Genomic DNA, 24,452 nt, shown 5'->3' with positions numbered 1-24,452 from the left:
GACCTGGTAGAACAAGCGAGTTCTCGTGAGCGGACGACGTAGCATTGCTTACATGTTGAGCCTGGAACGCCTTCGCATCCTGCACGCGATCGAGACCTACGGTTCGGTGAGCGCCGCCGCCGACGTGCTGGGCGTCACCACCTCCGCCGTCTCGCAGCAGATGGCCAAGCTGGAGCGGGAGACCGCTCAGACCCTGCTCGCCAAGAACGGACGCGGGGTACGGCTCACCGACGCCGGCCGGCTGCTGTGCGGTCACGCCGGCCGGATACTGTCCCTGGTCGAGCTGGCGCACGCCGACCTGGAGGCGCACCGCGGCGCGGCCGTCGGCGAACTGCGGGCCGCCGCCTTCCCCACCGCCGTGCGCGGCCTGTTCCCGGCCGCGCTGGGCGCGCTGCGCGCCGGGCATCCGGGCCTGCGCCCGGTCGTGCACGAGCTGGAACCCAAAGAGTCGCTGGCCCGCCTCGCCCGCGGGGACATCGATCTGGCCGTGGTCCTCGACTGGTACAACAAGCCGCTGTCGCTGCCGGCCGGTCTGGCCAAGGCGCCGCTGCTGGACGACATCGTGGACGTGGCGCTGCCGGCCGGGCACCGTCTGGAGAGCCGCCCGTGGATCGAGCTGGACGAACTGGCCGACGAGGACTGGATCACCTGGCCGGACGGCGGCTTCTGCCACGAATGGCTGCTCTTCACCCTGCGCGGCAAGGGCGTCGAACCGCGGATCTCGCACCACGCCGAGGAGCACGCCACCGTGCTCGCGCTGGTCGCCGCCGGTCTCGGGGTGGCGGTGATGCCCAGGCTCGGCCGCGACCCGATGCCGGAAGGGGTACGCATCGCCCCGGTGCGGCACACCATGCGCCGCCATGTGTACGCGGTCTGGCGGGAGGACGCGGACCGCCGCCCCGCCATCCGCGTCGCGGTCGAGGCCTTGCGGCGGTCGGCCGGTCAGCCCCGGGTCTGACCGGCCGGCCGCGTCCGGGGGCGCTCCGCGGACCGGGCGCTCAGGCCATCGTCACCTCGTCGCCGGACACGGTGACCTGCTTGGCCGGCAGCGGCGAGGTGGCCGGGCCGTTGGCCACGCTGCCGTCGGCCACATGGAACTTGCTGCCGTGGCAGGGGCAGTTGATGGTGCCGTCCGACACGCTGGCGACCGTGCACCCCATGTGCGTGCAGATCGCCGAGAAGCCCTTGAACTGCCCGGTGGTCGGCTGGGTGACGACCACCTTCTGGTCGGCGAAGACCTTGCCGCCGCCGACCGGGATCTCCGAGGTCTTGGCGAGCGGGGTGCCCCCGCCCCCACCCGCGGCCGGCGCCGACGTCGCGGGCGAGCCCGAGCCGGAGTCCCCGGTGTCCGAGGAGGGGGCCTTCGAGGCCGAGTCCGAGTCCGAGCCGGAACCGCAGGCGGTCAGCACGGCGGCCAGTCCCACGCCGCCGGCCGCTGCGACGACACCGCGACGGGTGGGGGAGACGGGGAATCCGGAGGTTTCGGGCATGAGCTGCATCCTGTCCGCTGATGAGACCGGTCGGCGCCGCGCCGCCCGGCAGCGTGCTTTCACGCGTGCCCGTTCATACGGCTGATCGCGGCGGAACGTTCAGCGACACGCGGAGAAAGTTGAGCTGGTGGCGCAGCAGCCCCTCCACCACCGCCTCGTCGGTCGGCGAGTGGGTGGTGTTCGACAGCGGCAGTACCTCGTGCGGCCGCTGAGCGGCCAGCAGCGCCGCCGACAGCCGCAGGGTGTGGGCCGCCACCACATTGTCGTCGGCCAGGCCGTGCACCAGCAGCAGCGGCCGGCTCAGCGACGCGGCCCCGGTGATCGGCGAGCTGCGGTCGTAGGCCTCGGGTTCGTCGTCGGGGTGGCCCAGGAAGCGTTCGCGCCAGTGGGTGTCGTACAGTCGCTGGTCGCTCGGCCCGGCCCCGGAGATCGCGGCGTGGAAGACGTCGGGGCGGCGCAGCACCGCAGCGACGGCCAGCGTGCCGCCGTAGGACCAGCCCCGGATCGCGACCCGTCCCAGGTCCAGATCCGGGCAGTGCCCGGCCGCCGCGCGCAGGGCCGTCACCTGGTCCTCGATCGGCGCGCTCAGCGTGTCGCCGCGCACCGTCTTCTCCCAACGGGGGCCGCGCCCCGGCGTGCCGCGGCCGTCCGCGATCACCACCGCGAAGCCCTCGTCGGCGAACCACTGCGCCTCGGCCATCGCCCAGCCGCGGCCCCGGGTCACCAATTGCCCCGCCGGGCCGCCGTACGGCGCGAGCAGCACCGGCAGCGGGTCGCCGCCCGGCGCGTACCAGGAGGGCAGCAGCAGCACCGTGCGCAGGTCCAGCTCGCCGGCCCGCAACCGGGTGATCCGCGGGGTGATCACCGGATCGGCGGCCAGCGAGGCGATCGGCAGGGTACGGGCGCCGGCGAGGAGCGCCGGCGCGACGGCGGCGGGTCCGGTGGGTCCGGCGGGTCCGGTCCCCTCGGGGCCGGTGAACAGCCGGAACTCGTGGCCCCCGTCCAGGCTCGACGCGAGCAGCAGCGAGCCGCCCGCCCGGGCCCCGGTGTGCAGGCCGGGCGCCGAGCTGAGCCGCTCGGTGCCGCGTACCGGGTCGTACGACCACAGGTGCTCCTCGGTCGGCTCGTCGCTCGCCACGAACAGCACCGACTCCCCGTCCACCGAGAGCACTTCCCGCAGCTGCAGGCCGGCCGGGGTGACCGGCTCGCCGCCCACCGTCAGATGCCTGGTGTCGCCCTCGTCCGCGGCGTGCACCAGCGCGCCCGAGGCGGTCCTGGCCGGGGTGCCCGGGATCAGCTCCACCCACGCCGGGTCGCGCTGCTCGTGCAGCGGCGTGGTGACGCCGGAGCCGGGGTCGGCGGCGAGTACTTGTACGGTCCGCTGGTCGCGGCTCTGCACGCTCAGCAGCGGACCGTGGGCGTCCCAGCCGGCGCTGGGCAGATACTCGTACGCGGTCCGGTCCCAATCGATCCCGGTGCGGGCGCCGTCCAGGCCGAGGACCCACAGCGAGACGTCGGCGTTGGGGGTTCCCGCCGCCGGATAGGCGATGGCGCGCGGCGGCCGGTCCGGGTTCGCCGGGTCGCCGATCCACCAGCGCCGTACCCCGGTGACGTCCACCCGGGCGGCCAGCAGCCGCTCGCCGTCCGGCGACCACCAGTAGCCGCGCGGGCGGTGCATCTCCTCGGCGGCCACGTGTTCGGGCAGGCCGTAGCTGACCTCGGCGTGCTCGGGCGCGGCCAGCCGGAGGTCCGCGCCGTCCAGTTCCAGCACGTGCAGGGCGCCCTCGGTGACATAGGCGACGCGGCGCCCGGTCGGGTCGATCCGCGGGTCCACCACCGGGCCCGCGGTGGCCGCCGGACGTGCCGCCCGGCCGTCGTCGAGGCCGAGCACCCACAGGGCGCCGTCGAGGGCGAAGGCGACCGTCCGCACCGCGGTGTCGGTGCTGTAGGCGACGATGCCGCCGGAGCGCTCGCGGGCCCGCTCCCGGCGGATCAGTTCGGCGGCGGGCACCTCGCGCGCCGGGCCGGCCAGCTCTCCGGGGTCCACCAGCAGCCGTTCACCGGCGGCGTCGCGGAGCCACAGGCAGCTGGTGCGGTCCTCCGGTCCGCGGGTGCGCAGGAACAGCGCGCCGCCGCCGTCCGGGAGCAGGGTGAAGGAGCGGGGGAGGCCGAGGGTGAAGCGCTGGGTGCGGGCGAGCTGGCGGGGAAGAGTGATCTTGTCCATAAGGGCAGTCTCCACCCGGCTAGCCTGGGGGGATGTTGAGAGAAGTGGCGGGCATCCGCTATGTGACGCCGCTGCGTGAGGGCGGCTCGGTGCCCGGAGTGGTCGAGGCGGACGACTACGGCACGTACGTCGTGAAGTTCACCGGCGCCGCGCAGGGCCGAAAGGCCCTGATCGCCGAGGTGATCGCCGGTGAGCTGGGCAGACGGCTGGAGCTGCGGGTGCCCGAACTGGTGCGCTTCGACTTCGACCCGGTGATCGCGCTCGGTGAGCCCGATGAGGAGATACAGGACCTGCTCAAGGCGAGCGGCGGGCTCAACCTGGGGATGGACTTCCTGCCGGGCGCCCTCGGGTTCGACCCGCTGGTCTTCGGCGTGGATCCCCTGGAGGCGAGCCGGGTGGTGTGGTTCGACGCGTTGATCGGCAACGTCGACCGGTCCTGGCGGAATCCTAACATGCTGGTCTGGCACCGTAACGTGTGGCTGATCGACCACGGCGCCTCGCTGATCTGGCACCACAACTGGAAGTCGGCGGCGGCCGCTTCGGCCAAGCCGTATGACGCCTCCGACCACGCGCTGGCCCGCTTCTCTCCCGAACCGGCCGCGGTGGCAGCCGAGTTGGCGGCGAAGGTGACCGATGAACTGCTCACCGAGGTGACCGCGCTGGTGCCCGACGAATGGCTGCTGGACGAACCGGGCTTCGACACGCCCGACGATGTACGCCGGGCCTACCGCGAACTGCTGGGCGCCCGGGCGCTGGACATCCACCGGCGGATCACCACCGGGCTGCGGCAGGAGAAACAGCCGCCGCCCGAGTGGCTGCGTCCGTGGGTCGAGGGGAAGAACGCCACATGAGCGGGCGCGACGTCTTCGAGTACGCGCTGGTGCGCGTGGTGCCGCGGATCGAGCGCGGCGAGATGATCAACGCGGGGGTGCTGGTCTACTGCCGGGCGCAGAGCTATGTCGGCGCCCGGGTGCACCTGGACGAGGGCCGGCTGCGCTGTCTGGACGCGGAGGCCGACGTGGAGGGGGTACGGGCGGCGCTTCGCGGCTATCAGGGCATCTGCGCGGGCGGCGAGCGGGCCGGACAGGCGGCCGGCGACGACCCGGGCCGCCGCTTCCGCTGGCTCACCGCGCCGCGCAGCACCATCGTGCAGCCCGGCCCGATCCACACCGGGCTGACCGCCGACGCGGACAAGGAGGCGGACCGCCTGCTGGAACTGCTGGTCAGGTGAGGGCTCCGGCCCGGCGGCGGTCCGCGGCGGACCCCTGCCGGGGCCGGCGGTCGCCGGGGCGGACGGACGAGCGGCAGCCGGGCGCGAGCCGGGGCCCGGGCGACATCGCCGGTGGTGGGCGTTGACACTGGGTCACGGCCCTCCTACGGTTTCGGCTACGGACCTACTAAGCGGTCGCTCATGCGTGGACGTATGGGCGAGCGCCCGCCACACCGGGCTGAGGAGACACAGATGTCCACCACCGAGCAGCGCGTCGCGATCGTGACCGGCGCCGCCCGCGGAATCGGCGCCGCCACCGCGGTACGGCTGGCCGCCGAGGGCCGCGCCGTCGCCGTCCTCGACCTCGACGAGGACGCCTGCAAGGAGACCGTGGAGACCATCACGGCGGCCGGCGGCAAGGCGATCGCGGTCGGCGCCGACGTCGCGGACGAGGAACGGGTCGAGGCCGCCGTCGCCAAGGTCGTCCAGGAGCTGGGCGCGCCCACCGTCCTGGTCAACAACGCCGGCGTGCTCCGCGACAATCTGCTGTTCAAGATGACCGCCACCGACTGGGACACCGTGCTCGGCGTCCATCTGCGCGGCGCCTTCCTGATGAGCCGCGGGGTCCAGAAGCACATGGTGGACGCCGGTTTCGGCCGGATCGTCAATCTCTCCTCGTCCTCCGCCCTCGGCAACCGCGGCCAGGCCAACTACGCGGCGGCCAAGGCCGGTCTGCAGGGCTTCACCAAGACCCTGGCCATCGAGCTGGGCAAGTTCGGCGTCACCGCCAACGCGGTCGCCCCCGGCTTCATCGTCACCGACATGACCGCGGCCACCGCGGCCCGGGTCGGCATGGGCTTCGAGGACTTCCAGGCCGCCGCCGCAACCCAGATCCCCGTCCAGCGGGTCGGCAGGCCCGAGGACGTCGCCAACGCCATCGCCTTCTTCACCGGCGACGCCGCCGGCTTCATCTCCGGACAGGTCATGTACGTGGCCGGCGGTCCGCTCAACTGACAAGCGTGAAGGCGGGATCGACATGACTCAGCTTCCCCCGGACAGCGGCCGTGTGGCCCTGATCACCGGCGCCAGCCGCGGTATCGGCTTCGGCATAGCCCAGGCGCTCGTCGCCCGCGGCGACCGCGTCTGCATCACCGGACGCAACGAGGAGGCGCTCAAGGAGGCCGTCGAGAAGCTCGGCCCCGACCGGGCCGTCGGCGTGGCGGGCAAGGCCCATGACGAGGCCCACCAGGCGATCGCCGTCGAGCGCACGATGGAGGCCTTCGGCCGGATCGACAACCTCGTCAACAACGCGGGCACCAACCCGGTCTACGGACTGCTCAGCGACATCGACCTCGGGGTGGTCCGCAAGCTCTACGAGACCAATGTGCTCTCCGCCCTCGGCTTCGCCCAGCGGACCTGGAAGGCGTGGCAGAAGGAGAACGGCGGCGCGATCGTCAACATGGCCTCGATCGCCGGCCTGGTCCCGTCCCCCTTCATCGGCGCCTACGGCATGAGCAAGGCGGCCATGATCAACCTCACCGTGCAGCTCGCCGCCGAGATGGCGCCGGGGGTGCGGGTCAATTCCATCGCGCCCGCGGTGGTGAAGACCAGATTCGCGGCCGCGCTCTACGAAGGCCACGAGGAGGAGACTGCGGCCGGATATCCGCTCCAGCGGCTCGGCGTGCCCGAGGACATCGGCGGCGCCGCCGCCTTCCTGCTCTCCGACCAGGCCGGCTGGATCACCGGCCAGAATCTGGTGATCGACGGCGGGATCTTCCTGCGGGCCGGTTCCTGACTCCGCACGGGGGTGCGGGACAACCCCGGGTGGCGGCCTCGACCGGCCTGCCACCTGGGGTTTTCACGTCGCTGGAGCGCGTTGTCAGTGGGGGGCGGTACGTTCGTGCGCAGTAATGGATCGCTTACCGGAGGTTCCTGACGTGCCCAGCATGCTGCCCGACTCCTGGGAGACCGCGCTCGGTGAGGAGTTGGACAAGCCCTACTTCCAGCAGCTCACCGACTTCGTCGAGGACGAGCGGCGCGAACACCGGATCTTCCCGCCGCGTGACGAGGTGTTCGCGGCTCTGGAGGCGACCCCGTTCGACCGGGTGAAGGTGCTGATCCTCGGCCAGGACCCCTATCACGGCGAGGGCCAGGGACACGGCCTGTGCTTCTCGGTCCGCCCCGGGGTGAAGACCCCGCCCAGCCTGCGGAACATCTTCAAGGAGCTGCGGGACGAGCTGGGTTATCCGATGCCGGACAACGGCTATCTGATGCCATGGGCCGAGCAGGGCGTGCTGCTGCTCAACGCGGTGCTCACCGTCCGCGAGGGCGAGGCCAACTCGCACAAGGGCAAGGGCTGGGAGCGGTTCACCGACGCCGTGATCTCGGCGGTCTCGGACCGGCCGGACCCCGCGGTGTTCGTGCTGTGGGGTAATTACGCCAAGAAGAAGCTGCCGCTCATCGACACCGCCCGGCACACCGTCATCCAGGGCGCGCACCCGTCCCCGCTGTCGGCGAAGCTCTTCCTCGGCAGCCGGCCCTTCGGCCAGATGGACGAAGCGGTGAAGAAGCAGGGGCACGACCCGATCGACTGGCGTATCCCCGACCTCAAGGCGACCGCCTAACCACCGTACTGCCGACGGCAGATGGTCGCCGCCGCGCTGCCCGGAGCCCAGCCGCCGTAGGCCTCGCCCAGATCGCACACCGAGGTGCGCTTGGGCGCCGGGACGGCCGGCGGGGCGTCTCCGCGGCGCGGTCGGGGCGCGGCGGGCGCCGGGGCGTGGGGGCGGGGCCCCGCCTCGGGCACCGGCGGTCGCGGTGACACCGGGTGGGCGGCGGGCGGCGTCACACCCGTCGTCCCGAGCACCTCGTGGGCCGGCCCCGGCACCACCGAGAGCTCGGCCGAGCCCTGACCGGGACGCGGACCGGCGGACGACGCCGGACCGGGCGCGGGGGCCGGGGGAGCGGACACGCTGGTGCACCCGGTCGCGGCGCAGGCGGTCAGCAGCAGGATCAGAGCGAGAGAGGATCGACGCACCCGGGCAACTCTGCCGGAGCCCCGGCCGGCTCGGTATTCCCCGTACGAGTGAAGGTTCGCTGGTCGAACACTCGTTCCGCACCCGTATGGAGCTGCCGGCACAGCTCCCTTGACCAGCCCGTATGCTGCGGTGTCGGACGACGGACGGACACGACAGGAGCACCCATGGCACCGGGCAGCGCCCCCCTGAGGATCGGCGTCATCGGACTCGGTGACATCGCGCGGAAGGGGTATCTCCCGGTGCTCACCGCCGAGCCCGGCCTCGAACTGCACCTGCACACCCGCAGTCCGGCCACGCTGGAGCGGATCGGCGACGCCCACCGGCTGCCGCACCGGCACACCACCCTGGACGCCCTGCTCGACCAGGGTCTCGACGCCGCCTTCGTGCACGCGCCCACCGAACTCCACGAGGAGATCGGCACCCGGCTCATCGAGGCCGGCGTCCCGGCCTACGTGGACAAGCCGTTCGGCTACGACCTGGCGGGCGCCCGGCGCCTGGTGGAGTTCGCCGAGGAGCGCCGGGTGAGCCTGATGGCCGGCTTCAACCGCCGCTACGCGCCCGGCTACGCCCAGTGCCTGGAGCACCCGCGCGACCTGATCTTCCTGCAGAAGAACCGGATCGGCCTCGCCGGCGAGCCGCGCGCGGTGGTCTTCGACGACTTCATCCATGTCGTGGACACCTTGCGCTTCCTCGCGCCCGGCGAGGTCGAGTCGGTGCGGATCTCGGCCCGGGTGCGCGGCGGACTGCTCCACCATGTCGTCCTGCAGTTGTCCGGCGACGGCTTCACCGCGATCGGCTCGATGAACCGGACGAGCGGCTCCACCGAGGAGAGCCTGGACATCAGCGGTGACGACTCCAGGCGCCAGGTGCTCAACCTCGCCGAGGTCGTGGACCACAAGGGCCAGCCGACCGTGCGGCGGCGCGGCGACTGGGTGCCGGTGGCCCGGCAGCGCGGCCTGGAACAGATCACGCTGGCGTTCCTCGACGCGGTACGCGGCGGCCGGCTGCTGGACGCCCGGGACGCGCTGCGCACCCACGAGCTGTGCGAGCGGATCGTCACCGAGATCACCGGCTGACGGCCGCCCGGCCCCGCGCCCCGCGACGGCTCAGCCGGCCTGCCCGGCAGCCTTCGGCAGGGCCGGCGCCGGTCGCCGTACCCGGCCCAGCGCCTCGTAGGCGACCGCCGCCAGCGCCATCAGCAGCGCCAGCCGGGGCACCCAGTCACCGAACCGCACATACAGGCTGCGGCCGGTCGCCAGCGGCACCTCGTACACCACCGACGTACTCGAACCGGTCCCGATCCGCCGCCCGACCGGACGGCCTTCGGCGTCGTACACCGCGCTGATCCCGGTGAGCGTGGCGTGCACCATCGGCCGTTCGTCCTCGGCGGCGCGCAGTGCGGCCAGCGAGGCGTGCTGGGCCGGCGCCCAGCTGTTCTGGAAGGTCGAGGTCGACGACTGCGCGATGAGCAACTCGGCGCCGTCACCGGTGAGATGGCGGCTCATGTCGGGGAACGCCGACTCGAAGCAGACCAGCGGCCCGAAGCGCAGCGATCCGGTGTCCATCACCACCTGCCGGGTGCCGGGCCTGCGGTCCTGGCCGGCCGCCCGGCCCACCGAGGTGGCCCAGCCGAGCACCGACCGCAAGGGGATGTACTCGCCGAAGGGCACCAGCCGCATCTTGTCGTAGGTCGGGCCGGTCACGCCGTCCGGGCCGACCAGCTCCGAGGTCTTGGAGATACCGGTGCCGTCGGCGCGGGCCGCGTCCACGTTGACCAGCAGGTCCGCGCCCACCTCGCGGGACAGCGCGGTCAGCCGGTCGGCCGTCCTTCGATGGTCGGACAGGTCGACCGTGACACTGCTCTCGCCCCAGACCACCAGGTCGGGATGGGTGCCGGCCAGCTGCCGGGTGAGCTGGATCTCGCGCTGGAACCTGCTCTCGCCGGCCGGGAGTACACCGGACTGCACGATCGCGATCCGCGCCGCGCCGGACTGCCGCGCCCGCGGCGCCCACAGCCATACGGCGGTGGTCACCAGCGCCGCGACGGTGAGCGCGGTGACCGCGGGCCGTCGTACCGCCGGGACGGCGAGCAGCGCCACCAGGCAGGTGTTGACCAGCACCACCAGAAAGCTGACCAGCCACACCCCGCCCACCGAGACGAGCCGCAGCGCCGGCGGGACCTGCCACTGGCTGGCGCCCAGCAGCCCCCACGGGCCGCCCAGATACTGCCAGGAGCGCACCAGCTCGACCATCAGCCAGCCCGACGGCAGCAGTACGGTCGCCGCCGCGGCCTGCCCGGGAAGGGCGCCGGGGCCCAGCAGGCGGCGCACCGCCCAGCCCCAGGGCGCCCACAGCGCGCCCAGCAGCAGCGCGAGTGCCACGATGAACACATTCAGGCTCGGCAGCAGCCAGTGATGGACGGCGAGCATGAACCCGGCGCCGCCCAGCCAGCCGTCGAGGGCGGCCCGCCGGCCGGTCGGCGCGGAGCGGGCCAGCAGCATCCACGGCACCAGGGCCGCGTAGGCCAGCCACCACAGCGACGGCGCGGGGAAGGCCAGCGCGGGCAGTGCCCCCGCCAGCGCCGCGGCCGCGCCGCGCTGCCAGGGGGACGACAGCCGGACCGCGCCGCGTCGCTCGGCCGTCACCGTCATACGCCGCTCCCTCAGAAGTCCCCGCGCCGCTGCCGGGGCGACCAGTGTCCTGGCACCGGCTTACCCCTCGCCACCCGCGCCATGCCGCCCGTCCCGCGTGTCGTCCCGGGCGGGGTCCGGCGACCGGTGGCAGGGCGTACACGTGTGCGCGCGGGGACACGCATGTACGGACCCGCCGGCAGACGCGACCACGGGAAAGGGAGCCGCCGTCGCCCCCCGCGACGCACAGCTCCCAGGAATTCCCCGCGCCCACGCCCGCACCCACGCAGGGGCCGGATTCGGAAAGGGTCAGGGCATCCGGTTCCACGCGGTCAGCACATGCCGTCCGTGTTCCAGTCCGAGGCGGCTGATGGTGCCGGTCTCCAGCAGGAAGAGCGCGCCGTCGGTCGGCGGCAGGCCCAGCCGCCGGGCGGTCAGCACCCGGAGGAAGTGGGCATGGGCGACGAGCAGGATGTCGCCCGCCCCGTCGTCCCGGAAGGCGGCGTCCACCAGGGCCAGCACCCGGTCGGCTCGCTCGCCGACCTGCTCGGCCGTCTCACCGGGGTGCCCCTCGGGGCCGGGGATGACGCCGTCGGTCCACAGGTCCCAGTCCGGCCGGGTGCGCTGGATGTCGTGGGTGGTGATGCCCTCGTAGCCGCCGTAGTCCCACTCGCGCAGGTCGGGGTCGATACGGATCCGGTCGAGACCGGCGAGCTTCGCGGTCTGCCGGGCCCTTTGCATCGGGCTGACGAGCACGCTGGTGAAGGGCTCCGAGCCCAGCAGCGGCGCGAGCGTACGCACCTGCTCCTCGCCGTGCGGGGTGAGCGGGAGGTCGGTGTAGCTGGTGTGCTGGCCGGACCGGGTCCACTCGGTCTCTCCGTGCCGGATCAGAACAAGCTCGCCCATCGAGCACACCTCCCGTCGCGCCGCTCGGCGCCGCGATCTTGATCATACGTGCTCGATCCGGTGGCAACATCCGGAGCTGATGGCCGCCGGTTGGCAACTCCCTTACGTGACGGCAACGGTAAGGCGTGGCAGAGACTTCCCGCCGGGCCCCGTCGTTACGATGACGCGCGACACACCCGTCCGTCCGTCCGTCAATGACCCAGCAGCAGTACAGGAGCCGGTATGAACGACGCCCCCCGCACCTACGACGTGGTGGTCATCGGATCGGGCCCGGTCGGAATGAACGTGGCCGACCGTACCCGGGCCGCCGGGCTCAGCACCGCGATCGTGGAGCGCGAGCTGGTCGGCGGCGAGTGCTCGTACTGGGCGTGCACGCCCAGCAAGGCCCTGCTGCGGCCGGTACTGGCCCGGGCGGACGCCCGCCGGCTGCCGGGCCTGAGCGACGCGGTGGCCGGTCCGCTGGACGCCCCCCTGGTGCTGGCCCGCCGCGACGAGGCCACCTCGCACTGGAAGGACGACGGCGAGGTGGCCTGGCTGGACTCCGTGAACGTCGATGTGGTGCGCGGCCACGGCCGGCTCGACGGCCCGCGTACGGTGACGGTGGCCACCCCCGACGGCGGCAGCGTGACGCTCACCGCCCGGCTGGCCGTCGCCGTCTGCACCGGCACCACCGCGGCGCTGCCCGACCTGCCGGGCCTGGCCGACGTGCGTCCCTGGACCAGCCGGGAGGCCACCAGCGCCAAGGAGGTCCCCGGCCGGCTGGTGGTGGTCGGCGGCGGTGTGGTCGCCGTCGAGATGGCCACCGCCTGGCAGGGGCTCGGTGCCCAGGTCACCGTGCTGGTGCGCGGCAGCGGCCTGCTGACGACGATGGAGCCCTTCGCCGGTGAACTGGTGGCGGACGGGCTGCGCGAGGCCGGGGCCGATGTCCGCTTCGGGGTGTCCGTGGTGTCGGCGATCCGCGAGGACGGGCAGGTGCGGGTGGGCCTGGACGACGGCGGCGAGCTGACCGCCGACGAGATCCTCTTCGCCACCGGCCGCCGCCCGCACACCGACGACCTCGGCCTGGAGACCGTGGGCCTGACCCCGGGCGACTGGATCACCGTGGACGACACCCTGCGGGCGCCCGGCGTGGCCGACGGCTGGCTGTACGCGGTCGGCGATGTGAACCACCGGGTACTGCTGACCCACCAGGGCAAGTACCAGGCCCGGATCGCCGGGTCGGTGATCGGCGCCCGCGCCACGGGCGAGTCGCTGGACGACGACCCGTGGGGCGCGCACGCCGCCACCGCGGACACCGTCGCGGTCCCCCAGGTCGTCTTCACCGATCCGGAGGTCGCCTCGGTCGGCCTGACCGCCGCCGCGGCCCAGCGGGAGGGCCGCCGCACCAAGGTCGTGGACTACGAGATCGGCTCGGTCGCGGGCGCGTATCTGTACGGCGAGGGCTACCGCGGCAAGGCCCGGATGGTGGTGGACCTCGACCGCGGCCACCTGGTCGGCGTCACCTTCGTCGGCCCGGGCGTCTCCGAACTGCTCCACTCGGCGACGATCGCGGTCACGGCCGAGGTTCCGCTGGAGCGGCTGTGGCACGCCGTTCCCGCGTTCCCGACGATCAGCGAGGTCTGGCTCCGGCTGCTGGAGACGTACCGCGGCTGAGGGCATACGGCGGGTCCGCGGGGGCGGGGCGAGGCCGTGCCGGCCCGCTGCCCGGAGCGGGAGGTCCGCACCGGGCCCGCCTTTGGCCGGGACCCGGGCGCCGCGGGCCGTTCCGACCGCGCTGCGGGGAAGGTCACTCGACGTGCTGGAGCACGGTGGTCAGCTGCCAGTCGACGGTGCCGTGGTCGATCGCGTCGTGCACGGGCGAGTCCGCCATCTCACCGGTGATCCCGGCGGCCCCGGCGCGGGCGTGCTCGATGCTGTCGTAGGCGACGATGTCCAGGACGGTGCCGTCGTCGCGTACGACGATCCGGCGCCACTGGAATCCGGGCTGCCGTTTGAGGTACGCGTTGATGTCCGCGTTCGCCGCGACGAAGTCCTCGGGCGCGAGGCCCGGTGCGGGTCGGAGCGTGGTCACTTCGAGGATCTCGGCCATGGCCGGGTGCCTTTCCGATGGTGGGTGAGCGGGGCGGGGCCGGGCGCCGCCGGGGGGAGGGTCAGCCCGGCTCCGCCATGGAGGCCAGGTAGGTCAGCGCCTGCTCGCTGCGGCTTCCTGGCTCGGGAGTGCCGACGAGCAGCAGCTGCCCGGGAGCGTCGACCACCTCGAAGGTCTGGTAGGTCAGCTCGATGCGTCCCACCTCGGGGTGGACGAAGACCTTGAAGGCCCGGGTCAGGCTTCCGACGTTGTTCTGGTCCCACAGCGCGCGGAATTCCGGCGAGACCTCCGAGAGTTCGGCGACGAGGCCGGTGATGCCGGTGTTGTCGGGGAACCGCCCGGCGTTCAGCCGCAGCGCGTACACGGTGCTGCGCCGCAGCAGCTCCCAGTCGGTGAAGACCGTCTTCGCCTCGGGGTGGGTGAACAGGACGCGGGGCATGTTCCGCTCGTCGCCGAACGGCGACAGCAGCGCGTTGGCGATCGGGTTGGCCGCGAGCACGTCGAAGGCCGGCCCCAGCGCGTAGGCCGCCGCGCCGGGAAAGGTCTCCAGCAGGCGCAGGAGCGAGGGGTGGACCAGATCGCGGCGGCTGTCCGGCCCGGACCGCGGGTTCAGTCCCGCGAGCCGGTACAGATGCTCGCGCGCGTCGGCCGGCAGGCGGAGCGCGCGCCCGATGGCGTCGATCACCTGCGCCGAGGGATTCCTCTCGCGTCCCTGCTCAAGCCGTGCGTAGTAGTCCGCGCTGACCCCGGCGAGCACGGCGACCTCTTCCCGCCGAAGCCCGCGGACGCGACGGCCCGAGACACCTCCGGCGAGTCCGGCGTCACCCGGCTCGATCCGCGCGCGGCTCGCGCGCAGAAACCCCCCGAGTTCGTTGCCGCGTCCCGTCATGCCATTGATGCTAGCGGCGCCCGCGCTTTCCTCGAATCGTGTGATCGGGACCGTCAAGCGTGTGACCACCACGTCTCTCCTCTCCGGCGCGCCGCAACGGCGGCCAGGCGCGATTCCGACCTTTTCAGTGTGTGCCGTTGCCCGGCGGCGAAGAAGGCCGTGCGGGCCTGGGTGCCGCACACCCAGGTTCGGGCTGCCTTCCCGGATCCGTCCCGGTGCGTTGCACTCGGATGAGCGGCGGACAACCGCCGTATCCACCGAAGGAGAGCTCATGACCACGTCGACCGCACCGGCCGAATCGGCTGAATCGGCTGAATCGAAGACCGTCCTCGTCACCGGTGCCAGCAGCGGCATCGGTGAGGCCGTGGCCCGTCGCCTGGCAGGACTCGGCCACCGTGTACTCGTCGGCGCCCGCCGCACCGGACGCCTGGCCGCGCTCACCGATGAATTGCGCGCGAAGGGGGAGCGAATTGCCTTCCGCGAACTGGATGTGACCAGCCTTGAATCCATGCGTGCCTTCGCCGCCGCCGGTATCGAGGAGTTCGGCCGGATCGATGTGATGGTCAACAACGCCGGAGTGATGCAGCTGTCGGCGATCGCCGATCTGCGCATCGACGAATGGGAGCGGATGATCGATGTCAATGTGCGGGGCGTGCTCTACGGCATCGCGGCGGTACTGCCGCGGATGCGGGAGCAGGGGGACGGGCACATCGTCAATGTGTCCTCGGTGTCCGGGCATCGGGTGGACCCGACCGCCGCGGTCTACAGCGCCACCAAATTCGCCGTGTCCGCGCTCTCCGAGGGACTCCGACAGGAGAGCCGGGACATCCGGGTCACCGTTGTCAGCCCGGGATTCACACAGTGAACTGGCCGACCGCGGCGGCGCCGCGCAGGCGCAGGCCGCCGCCCGTGCCGCGACCGAGCAGCTGGCCATTCCGGCCTCGGCCATCGCTGACGCCGTCGCCTTCGCCATCGGCCAGCCGCGCCAGGTGGACGTCAATGAGCTGATCGTGCGCCCCACCGCGCAGGGCTGATGCCGGGGCGGCCCCGGGCGTGACTCGTACCCGGTCACCGGGCCGTCTCCTCATCCCTCCTTCTCGTCCCGATCGTGACGGGAGTGCAGCAGGCCTTCGATCTTGGCGAGGTGCCTTTCCAGGGTCACGATGTCCGCCCGATTCGCATTGGTCTCCTCGTACCGCAGCACCACGATCAATCGGCCGTCGGGTTCGAGCCGGGAGTGCGAGACGCTGCTGATTTCCGTGCCCGTCTGTTTGCGCACGGCGTCCGAGAGCTCGTCGGGACGCAGGCCCAGGCGTCTCATGGCGCTCGGCACCGCCTTGCCGTCCTCGATGACCGTCGTCGGTGTTCCTTCGATGATGTGGGCGGCTCGCTTGTCAACGGCCAGCCAGCGGTTCAGCACGGAGTTCACGGCCACCAGGGTGACGGCGCCGATCGCGCCGCCCGTGAAGCTGGTGTCATTGCCGATGACGGCGTTCTGGACGACATTGGACAGGAGGAAAATGACCACGAAATCGAATGCGTTGAGGCTGGCCAGGCCGCGTTTTCCGGTGAGTCGGAAAAGGGCCAGGATGAGAATGTAGACCAGGAGTGTCCTGACGACCTTCTCGGCGACTGAGACAGGTAGTGCGAAGATGTCGTGCCACATTCCGACCACCTCTCCATGGTCATCGGTCGACCGGCCGCCGCGGACAGATGGGAGTCGATTCTTTCCGATGACGCGAGAGGGGGGCCACGACACACTGCACCTATTCGGGTTGTCCTCCCATGGGGCAATGGGGCCGCGGATCTGCTGGGACGGCCGGTGAACCGCGACCGGCGTGTCGAAGGTCGGCCGGAGTGCCGGGCGCGACAATGACACCGCCGCCGCATACGCAAAGGGGAAATCCATGCCGTCCAAATCCGTTTCTCCCTCGGCCGACTCCTCTCCGCTGGGAAGTTGGGTGGCCCCGGACTACGAGGTGGTCGCCCGCTTCGACGACCTCATGCCCACCGGCGTGACCGTGACCGACGAAGAACGTGTCTTCGTATCCTTCCCCCGCTGGGGTGACGATGTTCCCTATACCGTCGCCGAGGTGGTCGACGGAAGGGCGGTGGCTTATCCGAATCCCGAGATCAACAAGTGGGGCGGCGGCGCCGCCGGCGACAATCTCGTCTCGGTGCAGAGTGTGATCACCGATCCGGCGGGACATGTGTGGCTGCTGGACACGGGAAGCCACGCCTTCGCGCCGTGGGTGCAGGGCGGGCCGAAGCTGGTCGAGGTCGACCCGGCGACCGACCAGGTCGTCCGGGTGGTGCGGCTCGAAGCGGACGCGCTCAATTCAACGACCTATCTCAACGACGTGCGCTTCGATTTCTCGCGGGGATCCGGTGGATACGCCTATCTCACCGATTCCCAGCCCGAAGGGGCGATCGTGGTGGTGGACCTCGGCACCGGGGAGAGCTGGAGCCGGCTGCGGGGCCATGACTCCACCAGGGCGACGAAGGGGTTCCGCGCGATCGTTCAAGGCGTCGTCCGTGAGCACTACGAAGTCGGCGCGGACGGTATCGCCATCAGTTCGGACGGCGCCCTTCTCTATTACTGCCCGCTGTCCGGCAGGCGGCTGTACAGCGTGGAGACCAGCGCCCTGATCGACCGGTCGCTGGACGACCGGCAGGTCGCGGCCACGATCACCGACCTCGGCGACAAAGGCTCGTCGGACGGCCTGGAGTCGGATGCCGACGGCGCGGTGTACGCCACCGCCTATGAGCACAGCGCGGTACTCAAAAGGGATCCGGACGGTACGTGGTCCACGCTTCTGCACGCTCCGAAGCTGCTGTGGCCGGACACCCTGGCCCTGGCGAGCAACGGCTTCCTCTATGTGAGCGTGAACCAGCTGCCCCGAACACCCCTGTTCAACAACGGGGTCGACGCCCGCATCCCGCCTTACATGATCGTCCGCGTGGACGTCGGCGCATCCCCGGTCCGGCTGACCGCCGCCCGCTGAACAGGCACTCGGACGGTGTCGACAGGCCCGGGCTCCACGACACGGCCACGATCGCCGATCAGGAGTGCGGCGACCGCCTCCGGGGCCTCGTGCATCGCGTCGTGGCCGGTCGGCAGGTCGTGGACCTGCCACTCGGGATCGGCCAGGAGCCGGGCACGGAGTCCGGCGAACGGCGTCCGGTCCTCCCAGCCCGAGCAGTAGACGAACTCCTTGCGGGGGACCCGGGCGTGCGCGCCGGTGAGCCGGACCGTCTGCAGGAACGACGCGAGGGGATGGGGACGGCGGCGGGGATCGCCGCCCTCCGGTGGCCGGACGGCGTAGCCGGTGGCGGCGGCGCCGGCGGCGAACACTTTCCGGAAGTGCTCGTTCGTCGACGACCAGCACGACTCGCCGTCGCCCGGTACGTAGGCGTCGAGATGCACCAGCCGTGAGATCCGGCCGTCGGCGCGGTCCGCGGCGGCGGCGATCACCATCCCGGCGTAGCTGTGACCGACCAGCGTCGCGCCGGTGATCCGGTTGCGATCGAGGTGCCGCAGTACGTCGTCGGCGTGGGTGTCGAGGTTGGCGGTCGCGACCGCCGCACTGCCGTCGTCCGGCCGCAGACCGGTCAGGGTCAGCGCGTGAACGGTGTGACCCGCACGCTCCAGCAGCGGGACCACCGCCTCGTAGGCCCAGGAGCCCTTCCAGGCGCCGGGCACAAGGACGAACGTCGCCATGCGTTTCCCCTTCTTTCCAGCCGCGGCCTGCCGGGCCGCGGCGTCGAGGCACGCTGCCTCGACGACCTGCGGTCGGGTCGGCGCCAGGCGCGACCGGGACCGCTTCGCATGGAGCAGTCTCACCGGATCAGGGCGTGGCCCGCCACCGGTAGGATGCCAACCGATGCCCGTTCGCCGCCAACCCCGCCCGGCCGCCGGCCCGACGTCCCACATGTGGCCCGCCGGCGGGCGCCACCTGTGGCCGTCCGGCGGGACAAGCGCGGCGCAGTCCCACCCGCGGGGACACCTGGTGTACGCGGCCAGCGGTGTCCTGGCGGTCCACACCGAGCGCGGCACCTCGATCGTGCCCGCCAACCGGGCCGCCTGGACCCCCGCCGGGTTCACGCACTACCACCGCGCCCACGGGGACACCGATATGCGGATCGTCTTCCTCACGCCGTCCCTCGCCCGGCTCGTCCCGGACCGTCCCGCCGTGTTCCTCGCCTCCGGCCTCGCCCGCGAGGTCCTGCTCGCCCTGACCGGTCCCCGCAACTACGACGACGCCGCGCCCGGCTACGGCCGCGCAGCGCGCTCCCGCCTGCTTCGCGTCCTCGTCGACGAACTCCGCGAAGCGCACGAACAGCCGCTGCACCTGCCCGAGCCGCGGGACGACCGGCTGCGGGCCATCGCCCGGATGCTCTACGAGACCCCGGCGGACAACGCCACGCTGGCCGAACTCGGCAGGACGATCGGAGCCAGCACCCGCACCCTCAGCCGGCTGTTCCGCGACGAACTCGGCATGACCTTCTACGAGTGGCGCACACAGCTGCGCGTCCACCACGCGCTCGTGCTCCTTGCCGACGGACACGACACCATCCGCACCGCCACCGCCTGCGGATGGGCCAACCCCAGCAGCTTCATCGCCGCCTTCAGCGAGATCATCGGAACGACTCCGGGCCGCTACCGGACCGGTCGCCGGACCACCGCCCAGGCGTCCCGCCCCCCAGGGGCCCAGGCGGAGGACGACCCGACAGCGGGCGGGTGACGCCCGGCCCCGTCGACGCTCCCGCCCAGCGGTTTTGCCGCAGGAAGCCCGCAGCCGGGTCGTGCGGCGCCGACGTCGGCCCGTCCTCAGCGTGTGACGACGACCTTGCCGACGGTGTGCCCGGATTCCACCTGGCGGTGCGCCTCGCGCAGCCCGGCGCCGCTGAAGTCGTCGATGACGGTGGTCGCCGTGGTGCGCAGCCGCTTGTCCTCGACGAGCGAAGCGACAGCGGTGAGGAGCTTCTTCTGGGCGTCCATGTCGGGGGTCTCCAGCATGGGGCGGGTGAACATCAGTTCCCAGTGCCAGGCGATGCTCTTGGACTTCAGCGGGAGCAGGTCGAGGCCTTTCACCTCGTCGATGGCCGTGATGTGGCCGAAGGGCCGCAGCAGGGTCGCGTAGGCGTCGATGTTGCCGCGCGAGTGCGGGCTGAAGATGTAGTCGACGCCGTCCGCCGCCTCCCGCCGCGTGGTCGCGACCAGGTCGTGGTGGTCGACGACCCCGTCGGCGCCGAGTTCGCGGACCCAGGCCGCCGACTCGGGGCGGCCGGCCGAGGCCAGCACACGGAGCCCGGTGAGCTCCTTGGCCAGCTGGATCATGATCGACCCGACGCCCCCGGCGGCGCCCATCACCAGCAGTGTTCCCCGCGACTGCGCGGTGAGCCGGAAGTGGTCGAAGAGGGACTCCCAGGCGGTGATCGTGGTGAGCGGAAGCGCGGCGGCGTCGGCGTGGGAGAGCGACGCCGGTTTGGGCGCCACGATGCGCTCGTCGACGGCCTGCAACTCGGCGTTGCTGCCGGCCCGGGTGATGTCGCCCGCGTACCAGACCTCGTCGCCGACGGCGAGCGTGCTCACATCGGCGCCGACGGCTTCGACCACCCCGGACGCGTCGTAGCCGAGGACTCGGGGCTCCGCGGAGTCCCGCAGTTCGGCCCTCATCTCGACGTCCGCCGGGTTCACCGACACCGCCTCCACGCGGACGAGCACGTCGCGCGGGCGCAGCTGTGGAACGGGCACCACGACGTCCTGGAGGCTCTCCGGGTCCTCCACCGGGAGTGCCCGATACGCACCGACTGCCTCCATCGTCCGGTCGGCCATGGAGCTCTCCTTCCGCGCTGTGCTGCGAGGTCCTCCCAGCCTCACACGGGGTCGTGAGCGCCGCCATCGGTCGTCCGGGGCGGAGCCCGGCGTGATGGCATGGCGGAGGTCACAGCCGGCAGGGCCCGCTCGCTTAATCAAACGGACTAGTCTGTCTGATTAAGGAGGTGGGCCGATGTCCGCTCAGGTACGGAAGACCAGCAGCGCCAGCCGGATTCTCGGTGCGGCGGGGGAGTTGTTCTACGCGCACGGGCTGCGGGGCGTGGGGATGGACCGGGTCATCGGTGAGGCCGGGGTGGCCAAGTCCACCTTCTATGCGCACTTCCCGACGAAGGAGGCGCTGGTGGCCGCCTATCTGCGTGCCACCGACGAGTCCTGGCGGGCGCAGTTGCGCGCGGCGGCGGAGCGGGCCGGGTCCGGTCCCGCCGACCAGCTCACGGGGCTCTTCGACGCGCTGCTGGACGCTTTCGCCCGGCACGGCTTCTTCGGCTGCCCTTTCGTGAGCGCCGCGGTGGAGGCGCCGCTGGATTCCGAGGCCCGGGCGATCACGATCGCCCACACCGAGCGGCGCGACGCCTGGCTGGGGGAGCTCGCCGCGGCCGCGGGCGCCGCCGAGCCCGAGCGGCTCGGTCGGCAGATCGGCCTGCTGATCGACGGGGCGCTCGCGTCCGGGCGCCTGCTCCAGGACCCGGCGGTGGTGGAAGAGGCGCGGGACGCCGCACGGCGTCTGGTCGCCGAGCACACCCGCCGCTGACCCGCCCTTCCGGTCCGCACCCTTTGTCTTTCCCTTCTTGTTCTTTGTCCGGAGGTATTCGATGTCTGTTGTGACGGAAGAGCCGAGTGTGGTCCGTGCGCCGCGCACCCTGGTGATCGCGGGCCACCCGGACCCCGGCCGGTCGCGGATCAACGCGGCCCTGACCGATGCCGTCCGCGACCTGCCCCATGTGACCGTCCGCCAGCTGGCGTCGCTGTATCCGGACGGGGTGATCGACGTGCCCGCCGAGCAGCGGCTGGTCCGGGACAGCGGGGTGATCGTCTGGCAGTTCCCCTTCCACTGGTACTCCCTGCCGGCGCTGCACAAGCGGTGGCTGGACGAGGTGATGCTGCGGGACTTCGCCTACGACTCGAGGCCGCTGCTCACGGGCAGGACGCTCCTGGTGGCGATGAGCACCGGCGGCCGGGCCGAGATGTACCGGCCCGAGGGATTCCACCGCTTCACCACCGGCGAGCTGCTCCGCCCGCTGGAGCAGACAGCCCGCCGGATGGGCCTGGCCTGGGCCGAGCCCCTCGTCCTGCACGACGCGCGCGGTGTCACCGACGAGGAGCTCGCCCTGCACGCCAAGCGGTACCGCACGCTGCTCGAAGCGGGCTCCGTCAGCTCCGGCTGAACCCGTCGTCCGGTCTGCCGCCCCCGCGACCTGCCGGGGCGGCACGGCAGGCCCGTGGCGTCGGGATCAGTGCACCAGGTATTTGCGGACCGCCTTTTCGTCCCAGGTCACTCCGATGCCCGGTTTGTCGGTCGCGGTCACGGAGCCGTGGACGGGCAGGCAGGGCTCGTCGAGGACGGGGTGGGCCCAGTCGACCCACTCCAGCCAGTGCGCGGTGGGGGTGATCCGCAGCAGATGCGCCGCGATCTCGGGGTAGAGGTGGCTGGACAGCTGGGTGCCGGCGGCGGAGGCCAGCCCGGCGACCTGCAGCCATCCCGATACCCCGCCGATCCGCATCAGGTCCGCCATGGCGTAGGGGACGGCGCCGCTGCGCAGGAAGGTGAAGAGGTCCCGCGGCCCGTAGAAGTTCTCTCCCAGCTGCAGCGGGGTGCGGATCTTGCCGGCCAGGTGGGTGTATCCCTCCACATTGGCGTAGGCGATCGGCTCCTCCATCCAGTAGAGCCCCTGGTCGTCGAGGTCGTGACAGCGGCGGACCGCGTCCCCGAAGCCCAGTGCCTGGTTGAAGTCCACCATCAGGTCGGTATCCGGGCCGATCGCCTCCCGGACGGTGCGGATGGCGGCGAGGTCGACGCGGACGTCGGGGTTGCCGAGCCGCAGCTTCACGGCGTGGAAGCCGCCCTCGTCGAGGAGTTCGCCGGCCTCCTTGCCCAGGGTGTCGACGCTGTGCCGCCACAAGCCGTTGCTGTTGTATGACGGCACAGGGCCGATGGTGCCGCCGAGCAGCTGGGCCAGGGGCAGCCCTGCGGTCTTCGCCAGCGCGTCCCACAGCGCCATGTCGAGGGCGGAACGGCTGATCATGGACACTCCGGCCACGCCCACCACGTTGAGCGAGCGGCCGAACTCCGCGAAGGCGTCCACGGGGGCGAGGGGGCGGTTCTTCCATACTTCGCCGAGGTCGCGCAGTTCCGCTGTGATCGTGGGCATGGCGGCGGCGCGGTAGGGGGCGATGTAGCTGCTGCCCGTGACGCCGTCCGTGGTCTCGACGTCCACCAGGACCAGCGGCCACTGGTCGAATTTCCCGATGCCCGCGATGACCGGACGGCGCAGCGGCACGATGACGGTCCGGCTGCGCACTGCCCGCAGCGAGGGCGGCCTGGTCAGGACAGAGTGGGCGGCTGTCATTTTCGCTCGATTCCTGGGTCCGGTGGGGTCCGTGCTGTGACGCCGGGACGGTGCTCGGGGCGCCGGCCGCATCGGCCCGGGGCCCGTGACGAGCGCGGACATCCCGTCGAACTCCGCAGTCCACCCGACCAGCGTGCGGGCGGAAGCCGGCACCGGCAATCGCTCGTACCGCCGGACGGACGCGCCCCCGGGCCTGTGAGGTGCGCCCGAACGAGGCCGAAGACCACCGCACGGTCCGTGCGGGCCCGGTCCTACGCGGGAAACCTGATGCCGGTCATCTCCTCGGAGAGTGCCCACAGCCGGACTGCTGCTGGACCTGCTGCCGGCCTCGCCCGCCTCCCGGGTCGTGACCGTCAGCAGCGCCGGCCACCGCATGGGCGGCCCGATCGATCTCGACGACCTCGACTGGCGGCGGCGCCCGTACGACCGGACCGCGGCGTACGGGCACTCCAAGCTGGCCAACCTGATGTTCGGCTACGAACTCCAGCGCAGGCTCCCCGCCGGCGGACCCTTGTCCGTCGCCGCCCATCACGCCGGCGTTGTTGATGAGGATGTCCACCTGGGCGCAGGAGTCCCGCAGTTCCCCGGCCGCGGCATGGACCGAGCCGAGCGAACCCAGGTCGGCGCGCTGTACGCGCACCCGGGCCGCCGGGGCGACGAGGGTGATCGCCTCCGCCGCGTGCTTGCCCTTGTCGGTGTCCCGTACCCGCGCAGGGCGAGGGCCTTGGCCGTCTCGAAGCCGATGCCGGTGTTGGCGCCGGTGATCACTGCGGTGCGGCCGCGCTGGTCGGGTATGCCGTGGGCTGTCCAGCGCGCGGGCTTCGGTCGGGTCATCGGTTGCTTCAGGTGTCTTACCGGGTTCGGCGGCCGGCGGTGGGGACGGGGCCGGTCGGCCGCCTCATCGTGGTGAATGCTATTTACCTCTGGTGAATAGTGTTAACCTCAAGGGCATGGCAGTCAAACGGCGCTCCACCGGCACCCACCACGGAGACCTGCGCAACGCCCTGGAGGAAGCCGCTCTCGCCCTCGTCGGCGAGCGGGGCCCGCACGGTTTCACCCTCGCCGAGGCGTGCCGGAGAGCCGGGGTGAGCGTCTCGGCGCCCTACAAGCACTTCGCCGACCGGGAGGCACTGCTGGCCTCGCTGGCCGTGCAGGGCTACCAGGAGCAGCGGCGCCGCTATCGCGTCGCGCTGGCCGCGCACACGGACCCGACGGAGCAGCTGGCGGCCTTCGCTGTCGCCTACGTGCGGTTCGCCGCGGAAGAGAGCGCGCTGTTCGGCATCACCTTCCTGGCCGGCCTCGACAAGACCCGGCATCCCGAGCTGGCCCGGGCGGGAGCCGCCCTCCACGACGACCTCATGCCTGTCACCGGCCGGATCGCCCCCGACCCGGACGAGGCGTTCGAGCTGCTCGTCCAGGTCGCCGCGGCAGCCCACGGGCTGGCCCTGTTCCAGCAGCAGGACATGCTGCCCGGCCCGTGGAACACCCGCTTGTCCGTCGAGGACCAGGCCGCCCGCACCGCCCGCGCCCTCGCCGGCCGGCCCGCCCGCTAGTTCCGGAGACCTCC

24 protein-coding genes and 2 pseudogenes are annotated in these 24,452 nt (G+C 72.1%); 15 read left to right on the top strand and 11 right to left on the bottom strand.

Annotated features, from left to right (window positions below; all coding sequences use genetic code 11):
- Positions 1-52: 52 nt before the first annotated feature.
- Complete coding sequence (locus ACFO3J_RS33175) at positions 53-958, top strand: LysR family transcriptional regulator (protein WP_386437644.1); 906 nt, start codon at positions 53-55, stop codon at positions 956-958.
- A 40-nt stretch (positions 959-998) separates the two neighbouring features.
- Here the strand turns inward: ACFO3J_RS33175 and ACFO3J_RS33170 are convergent, their stop codons facing one another.
- Both ACFO3J_RS33170 and ACFO3J_RS33165 read right to left on the bottom strand, forming a co-directional pair.
- Positions 999-1,490, bottom strand: coding sequence for a Rieske (2Fe-2S) protein (locus tag ACFO3J_RS33170; RefSeq protein WP_386437641.1), 492 nt, complete (start codon positions 1,488-1,490; stop codon positions 999-1,001).
- Between the two features lie 73 nt (positions 1,491-1,563).
- Positions 1,564-3,714, bottom strand: a complete 2,151-nt coding sequence (locus ACFO3J_RS33165; protein ID WP_386437707.1) for a S9 family peptidase — start codon at positions 3,712-3,714, stop codon at positions 1,564-1,566.
- Positions 3,715-3,746: 32 nt separating this feature from the next.
- On the opposite strand from ACFO3J_RS33165, the gene ACFO3J_RS33160 reads away from it, so the two are divergent.
- The 5 genes from ACFO3J_RS33160 (at position 3,747) to ung (ending at position 7,548) form a co-directional block, all read left to right on the top strand.
- A complete protein-coding gene (locus ACFO3J_RS33160) occupies positions 3,747-4,565 on the top strand; it encodes a HipA family kinase (protein WP_386437638.1) in 819 nt (272 codons plus the stop codon).
- On the top strand, positions 4,562-4,945 hold the full coding sequence (locus ACFO3J_RS33155) for a DUF3037 domain-containing protein (RefSeq protein ID WP_386437635.1): 384 nt from the start codon (positions 4,562-4,564) through the stop codon (positions 4,943-4,945). Before ACFO3J_RS33160 ends, ACFO3J_RS33155 begins: the two co-directional genes overlap by 4 nt.
- A 231-nt stretch (positions 4,946-5,176) precedes the next feature.
- Positions 5,177-5,938: a 3-oxoacyl-ACP reductase FabG gene (gene fabG, locus ACFO3J_RS33150; protein ID WP_386437632.1), complete on the top strand. Its 762-nt coding sequence runs from the start codon at positions 5,177-5,179 to the stop codon at positions 5,936-5,938.
- 22 nt (positions 5,939-5,960) lie between these two features.
- The gene (locus tag ACFO3J_RS33145) at positions 5,961-6,719 is read left to right on the top strand and encodes an SDR family oxidoreductase (protein ID WP_386437629.1); all 759 of its coding nucleotides are present in this window, start codon (positions 5,961-5,963) and stop codon (positions 6,717-6,719) included.
- Between the two features lie 142 nt (positions 6,720-6,861).
- Complete coding sequence (gene ung, locus ACFO3J_RS33140) at positions 6,862-7,548, top strand: uracil-DNA glycosylase (protein WP_386437626.1); 687 nt, start codon at positions 6,862-6,864, stop codon at positions 7,546-7,548.
- On the opposite strand, the gene ACFO3J_RS33135 is transcribed toward ung, so the two are convergent.
- Positions 7,545-7,961, bottom strand: coding sequence for a hypothetical protein (locus tag ACFO3J_RS33135; protein WP_386437623.1), 417 nt, complete (start codon positions 7,959-7,961; stop codon positions 7,545-7,547). The genes ung and ACFO3J_RS33135 overlap by 4 nt on opposite strands.
- A 186-nt stretch (positions 7,962-8,147) precedes the next feature.
- On the opposite strand from ACFO3J_RS33135, the gene ACFO3J_RS33130 reads away from it, so the two are divergent.
- Positions 8,148-9,038, top strand: a complete 891-nt coding sequence (locus tag ACFO3J_RS33130) for a Gfo/Idh/MocA family protein (protein WP_386437704.1) — start codon at positions 8,148-8,150, stop codon at positions 9,036-9,038.
- A 30-nt stretch (positions 9,039-9,068) separates the two neighbouring features.
- On the opposite strand, the gene lnt is transcribed toward ACFO3J_RS33130, so the two are convergent.
- Positions 9,069-10,613: an apolipoprotein N-acyltransferase gene (gene lnt, locus ACFO3J_RS33125; RefSeq protein ID WP_386437620.1), complete on the bottom strand. Its 1,545-nt coding sequence runs from the start codon at positions 10,611-10,613 to the stop codon at positions 9,069-9,071.
- 288 nt (positions 10,614-10,901) lie between these two features.
- The gene (locus ACFO3J_RS33120) at positions 10,902-11,498 is read right to left on the bottom strand and encodes a histidine phosphatase family protein (RefSeq protein WP_386437617.1); all 597 of its coding nucleotides are present in this window, start codon (positions 11,496-11,498) and stop codon (positions 10,902-10,904) included.
- 222 nt (positions 11,499-11,720) lie between these two features.
- Here ACFO3J_RS33120 and ACFO3J_RS33115 point away from each other — a divergent pair, with 222 nt between their 5' ends.
- Positions 11,721-13,151: a dihydrolipoyl dehydrogenase family protein gene (locus ACFO3J_RS33115; protein ID WP_386437615.1), complete on the top strand. Its 1,431-nt coding sequence runs from the start codon at positions 11,721-11,723 to the stop codon at positions 13,149-13,151.
- Between the two features lie 133 nt (positions 13,152-13,284).
- Here ACFO3J_RS33115 and ACFO3J_RS33110 read toward each other — a convergent pair whose 3' ends face one another.
- Both ACFO3J_RS33110 and ACFO3J_RS33105 read right to left on the bottom strand, forming a co-directional pair.
- Positions 13,285-13,587 (bottom strand): hypothetical protein, encoded by a 303-nt coding sequence (locus ACFO3J_RS33110; RefSeq protein ID WP_386437613.1) that lies wholly within the window; start codon positions 13,585-13,587, stop codon positions 13,285-13,287.
- A gap of 61 nt (positions 13,588-13,648) precedes the next feature.
- The gene (locus ACFO3J_RS33105; RefSeq protein WP_386437610.1) at positions 13,649-14,476 is read right to left on the bottom strand and encodes a helix-turn-helix transcriptional regulator; all 828 of its coding nucleotides are present in this window, start codon (positions 14,474-14,476) and stop codon (positions 13,649-13,651) included.
- Between the two features lie 271 nt (positions 14,477-14,747).
- On the opposite strand from ACFO3J_RS33105, the pseudogene ACFO3J_RS33100 reads away from it, so the two are divergent.
- Positions 14,748-15,510, top strand: a pseudogene (locus tag ACFO3J_RS33100) (SDR family oxidoreductase).
- Positions 15,511-15,560: 50 nt separating this feature from the next.
- On the opposite strand, the gene ACFO3J_RS33095 reads toward ACFO3J_RS33100, so the two are convergent.
- A complete protein-coding gene (locus ACFO3J_RS33095) occupies positions 15,561-16,142 on the bottom strand; it encodes a DUF421 domain-containing protein (RefSeq protein ID WP_386437607.1) in 582 nt (193 codons plus the stop codon).
- 172 nt (positions 16,143-16,314) lie between these two features.
- Between ACFO3J_RS33095 and ACFO3J_RS33090 the strand changes: the two genes are divergently transcribed.
- Entirely contained in the window at positions 16,315-17,481 is a 1,167-nt protein-coding gene (locus ACFO3J_RS33090) for an L-dopachrome tautomerase-related protein (RefSeq protein ID WP_386437604.1), read from the top strand.
- On the opposite strand, the gene ACFO3J_RS33085 is transcribed toward ACFO3J_RS33090, so the two are convergent.
- On the bottom strand, positions 17,421-18,197 hold the full coding sequence (locus ACFO3J_RS33085) for an alpha/beta fold hydrolase (RefSeq protein ID WP_386437601.1): 777 nt from the start codon (positions 18,195-18,197) through the stop codon (positions 17,421-17,423). The two genes, ACFO3J_RS33090 and ACFO3J_RS33085, sit on opposite strands and share 61 nt — an antisense overlap.
- Before the next feature lie 211 nt (positions 18,198-18,408).
- Here ACFO3J_RS33085 and ACFO3J_RS33080 point away from each other — a divergent pair, with 211 nt between their 5' ends.
- Positions 18,409-19,221 carry an AraC family transcriptional regulator gene (locus tag ACFO3J_RS33080; protein ID WP_386437701.1) on the top strand — a complete coding sequence of 271 codons (813 nt, stop codon included), beginning with the start codon at positions 18,409-18,411 and terminating at the stop codon, positions 19,219-19,221.
- Positions 19,222-19,307: 86 nt separating this feature from the next.
- On the opposite strand, the gene ACFO3J_RS33075 is transcribed toward ACFO3J_RS33080, so the two are convergent.
- Positions 19,308-20,315, bottom strand: a complete 1,008-nt coding sequence (locus ACFO3J_RS33075) for a zinc-binding alcohol dehydrogenase family protein (protein WP_386437598.1) — start codon at positions 20,313-20,315, stop codon at positions 19,308-19,310.
- 175 nt (positions 20,316-20,490) lie between these two features.
- Between ACFO3J_RS33075 and ACFO3J_RS33070 the strand changes: the two genes are divergently transcribed.
- Complete coding sequence (locus ACFO3J_RS33070; RefSeq protein WP_386437595.1) at positions 20,491-21,069, top strand: TetR/AcrR family transcriptional regulator; 579 nt, start codon at positions 20,491-20,493, stop codon at positions 21,067-21,069.
- A gap of 61 nt (positions 21,070-21,130) precedes the next feature.
- Positions 21,131-21,703: an NAD(P)H-dependent oxidoreductase gene (locus tag ACFO3J_RS33065; RefSeq protein ID WP_386437593.1), complete on the top strand. Its 573-nt coding sequence runs from the start codon at positions 21,131-21,133 to the stop codon at positions 21,701-21,703.
- Between the two features lie 66 nt (positions 21,704-21,769).
- Here ACFO3J_RS33065 and ACFO3J_RS33060 read toward each other — a convergent pair whose 3' ends face one another.
- Positions 21,770-22,885, bottom strand: a complete 1,116-nt coding sequence (locus tag ACFO3J_RS33060) for an enolase C-terminal domain-like protein (RefSeq protein ID WP_386437590.1) — start codon at positions 22,883-22,885, stop codon at positions 21,770-21,772.
- Positions 22,886-23,186: 301 nt separating this feature from the next.
- On the opposite strand from ACFO3J_RS33060, the pseudogene ACFO3J_RS33055 reads away from it, so the two are divergent.
- A pseudogene (locus ACFO3J_RS33055) lies at positions 23,187-23,423 on the top strand (short-chain dehydrogenase); the annotation flags it as partial.
- A 412-nt stretch (positions 23,424-23,835) separates the two neighbouring features.
- The gene (locus tag ACFO3J_RS33050; protein WP_386437587.1) at positions 23,836-24,438 is read left to right on the top strand and encodes a TetR/AcrR family transcriptional regulator; all 603 of its coding nucleotides are present in this window, start codon (positions 23,836-23,838) and stop codon (positions 24,436-24,438) included.
- Positions 24,439-24,452 lie beyond the last annotated feature (14 nt).

The sequence above is a fragment of the Streptomyces polygonati genome (assembly GCF_042650325.1).
GTDB lineage: Bacteria > Actinomycetota > Actinomycetes > Streptomycetales > Streptomycetaceae > Actinacidiphila > Actinacidiphila polygonati.
Note: the sequence above shows the minus strand (reverse complement) of the source record. Positions and strands in the feature narration are given on the sequence as shown.

Excerpts from the sequence above, each read along its gene's own strand:
- ACFO3J_RS33070 (WP_386437595.1), top strand. The coding sequence starts at position 20,491 with ATGTCCGCTCAGGTACGGAAGACCAGCAGCGCCAGCCGGATTCTCGGT.
- ACFO3J_RS33120 (WP_386437617.1), bottom strand. The coding sequence starts at position 11,498 with ATGGGCGAGCTTGTTCTGATCCGGCACGGAGAGACCGAGTGGACCCGG.
- ACFO3J_RS33115 (WP_386437615.1), top strand. The coding sequence starts at position 11,721 with ATGAACGACGCCCCCCGCACCTACGACGTGGTGGTCATCGGATCGGGC.
- ACFO3J_RS33145 (WP_386437629.1), top strand. The coding sequence starts at position 5,961 with ATGACTCAGCTTCCCCCGGACAGCGGCCGTGTGGCCCTGATCACCGGC.
- ACFO3J_RS33080 (WP_386437701.1), top strand. The coding sequence starts at position 18,409 with ATGTGGCCCGCCGGCGGGCGCCACCTGTGGCCGTCCGGCGGGACAAGC.
- ACFO3J_RS33165 (WP_386437707.1), bottom strand. The coding sequence starts at position 3,714 with ATGGACAAGATCACTCTTCCCCGCCAGCTCGCCCGCACCCAGCGCTTC.
- ACFO3J_RS33095 (WP_386437607.1), bottom strand. The coding sequence starts at position 16,142 with ATGTGGCACGACATCTTCGCACTACCTGTCTCAGTCGCCGAGAAGGTC.
- ACFO3J_RS33065 (WP_386437593.1), top strand. The coding sequence starts at position 21,131 with ATGTCTGTTGTGACGGAAGAGCCGAGTGTGGTCCGTGCGCCGCGCACC.
- ACFO3J_RS33175 (WP_386437644.1), top strand. The coding sequence starts at position 53 with ATGTTGAGCCTGGAACGCCTTCGCATCCTGCACGCGATCGAGACCTAC.
- ACFO3J_RS33050 (WP_386437587.1), top strand. The coding sequence starts at position 23,836 with ATGGCAGTCAAACGGCGCTCCACCGGCACCCACCACGGAGACCTGCGC.
- ACFO3J_RS33155 (WP_386437635.1), top strand. The coding sequence starts at position 4,562 with ATGAGCGGGCGCGACGTCTTCGAGTACGCGCTGGTGCGCGTGGTGCCG.
- ACFO3J_RS33170 (WP_386437641.1), bottom strand. The coding sequence starts at position 1,490 with ATGCCCGAAACCTCCGGATTCCCCGTCTCCCCCACCCGTCGCGGTGTC.
- fabG (WP_386437632.1), top strand. The coding sequence starts at position 5,177 with ATGTCCACCACCGAGCAGCGCGTCGCGATCGTGACCGGCGCCGCCCGC.
- ACFO3J_RS33060 (WP_386437590.1), bottom strand. The coding sequence starts at position 22,885 with ATGACAGCCGCCCACTCTGTCCTGACCAGGCCGCCCTCGCTGCGGGCA.
- lnt (WP_386437620.1), bottom strand. The coding sequence starts at position 10,613 with ATGACGGTGACGGCCGAGCGACGCGGCGCGGTCCGGCTGTCGTCCCCC.
- ACFO3J_RS33105 (WP_386437610.1), bottom strand. The coding sequence starts at position 14,476 with ATGACGGGACGCGGCAACGAACTCGGGGGGTTTCTGCGCGCGAGCCGC.
- ACFO3J_RS33075 (WP_386437598.1), bottom strand. The coding sequence starts at position 20,315 with ATGGCCGACCGGACGATGGAGGCAGTCGGTGCGTATCGGGCACTCCCG.
- ACFO3J_RS33160 (WP_386437638.1), top strand. The coding sequence starts at position 3,747 with ATGTTGAGAGAAGTGGCGGGCATCCGCTATGTGACGCCGCTGCGTGAG.
- ACFO3J_RS33110 (WP_386437613.1), bottom strand. The coding sequence starts at position 13,587 with ATGGCCGAGATCCTCGAAGTGACCACGCTCCGACCCGCACCGGGCCTC.
- ACFO3J_RS33085 (WP_386437601.1), bottom strand. The coding sequence starts at position 18,197 with ATGGCGACGTTCGTCCTTGTGCCCGGCGCCTGGAAGGGCTCCTGGGCC.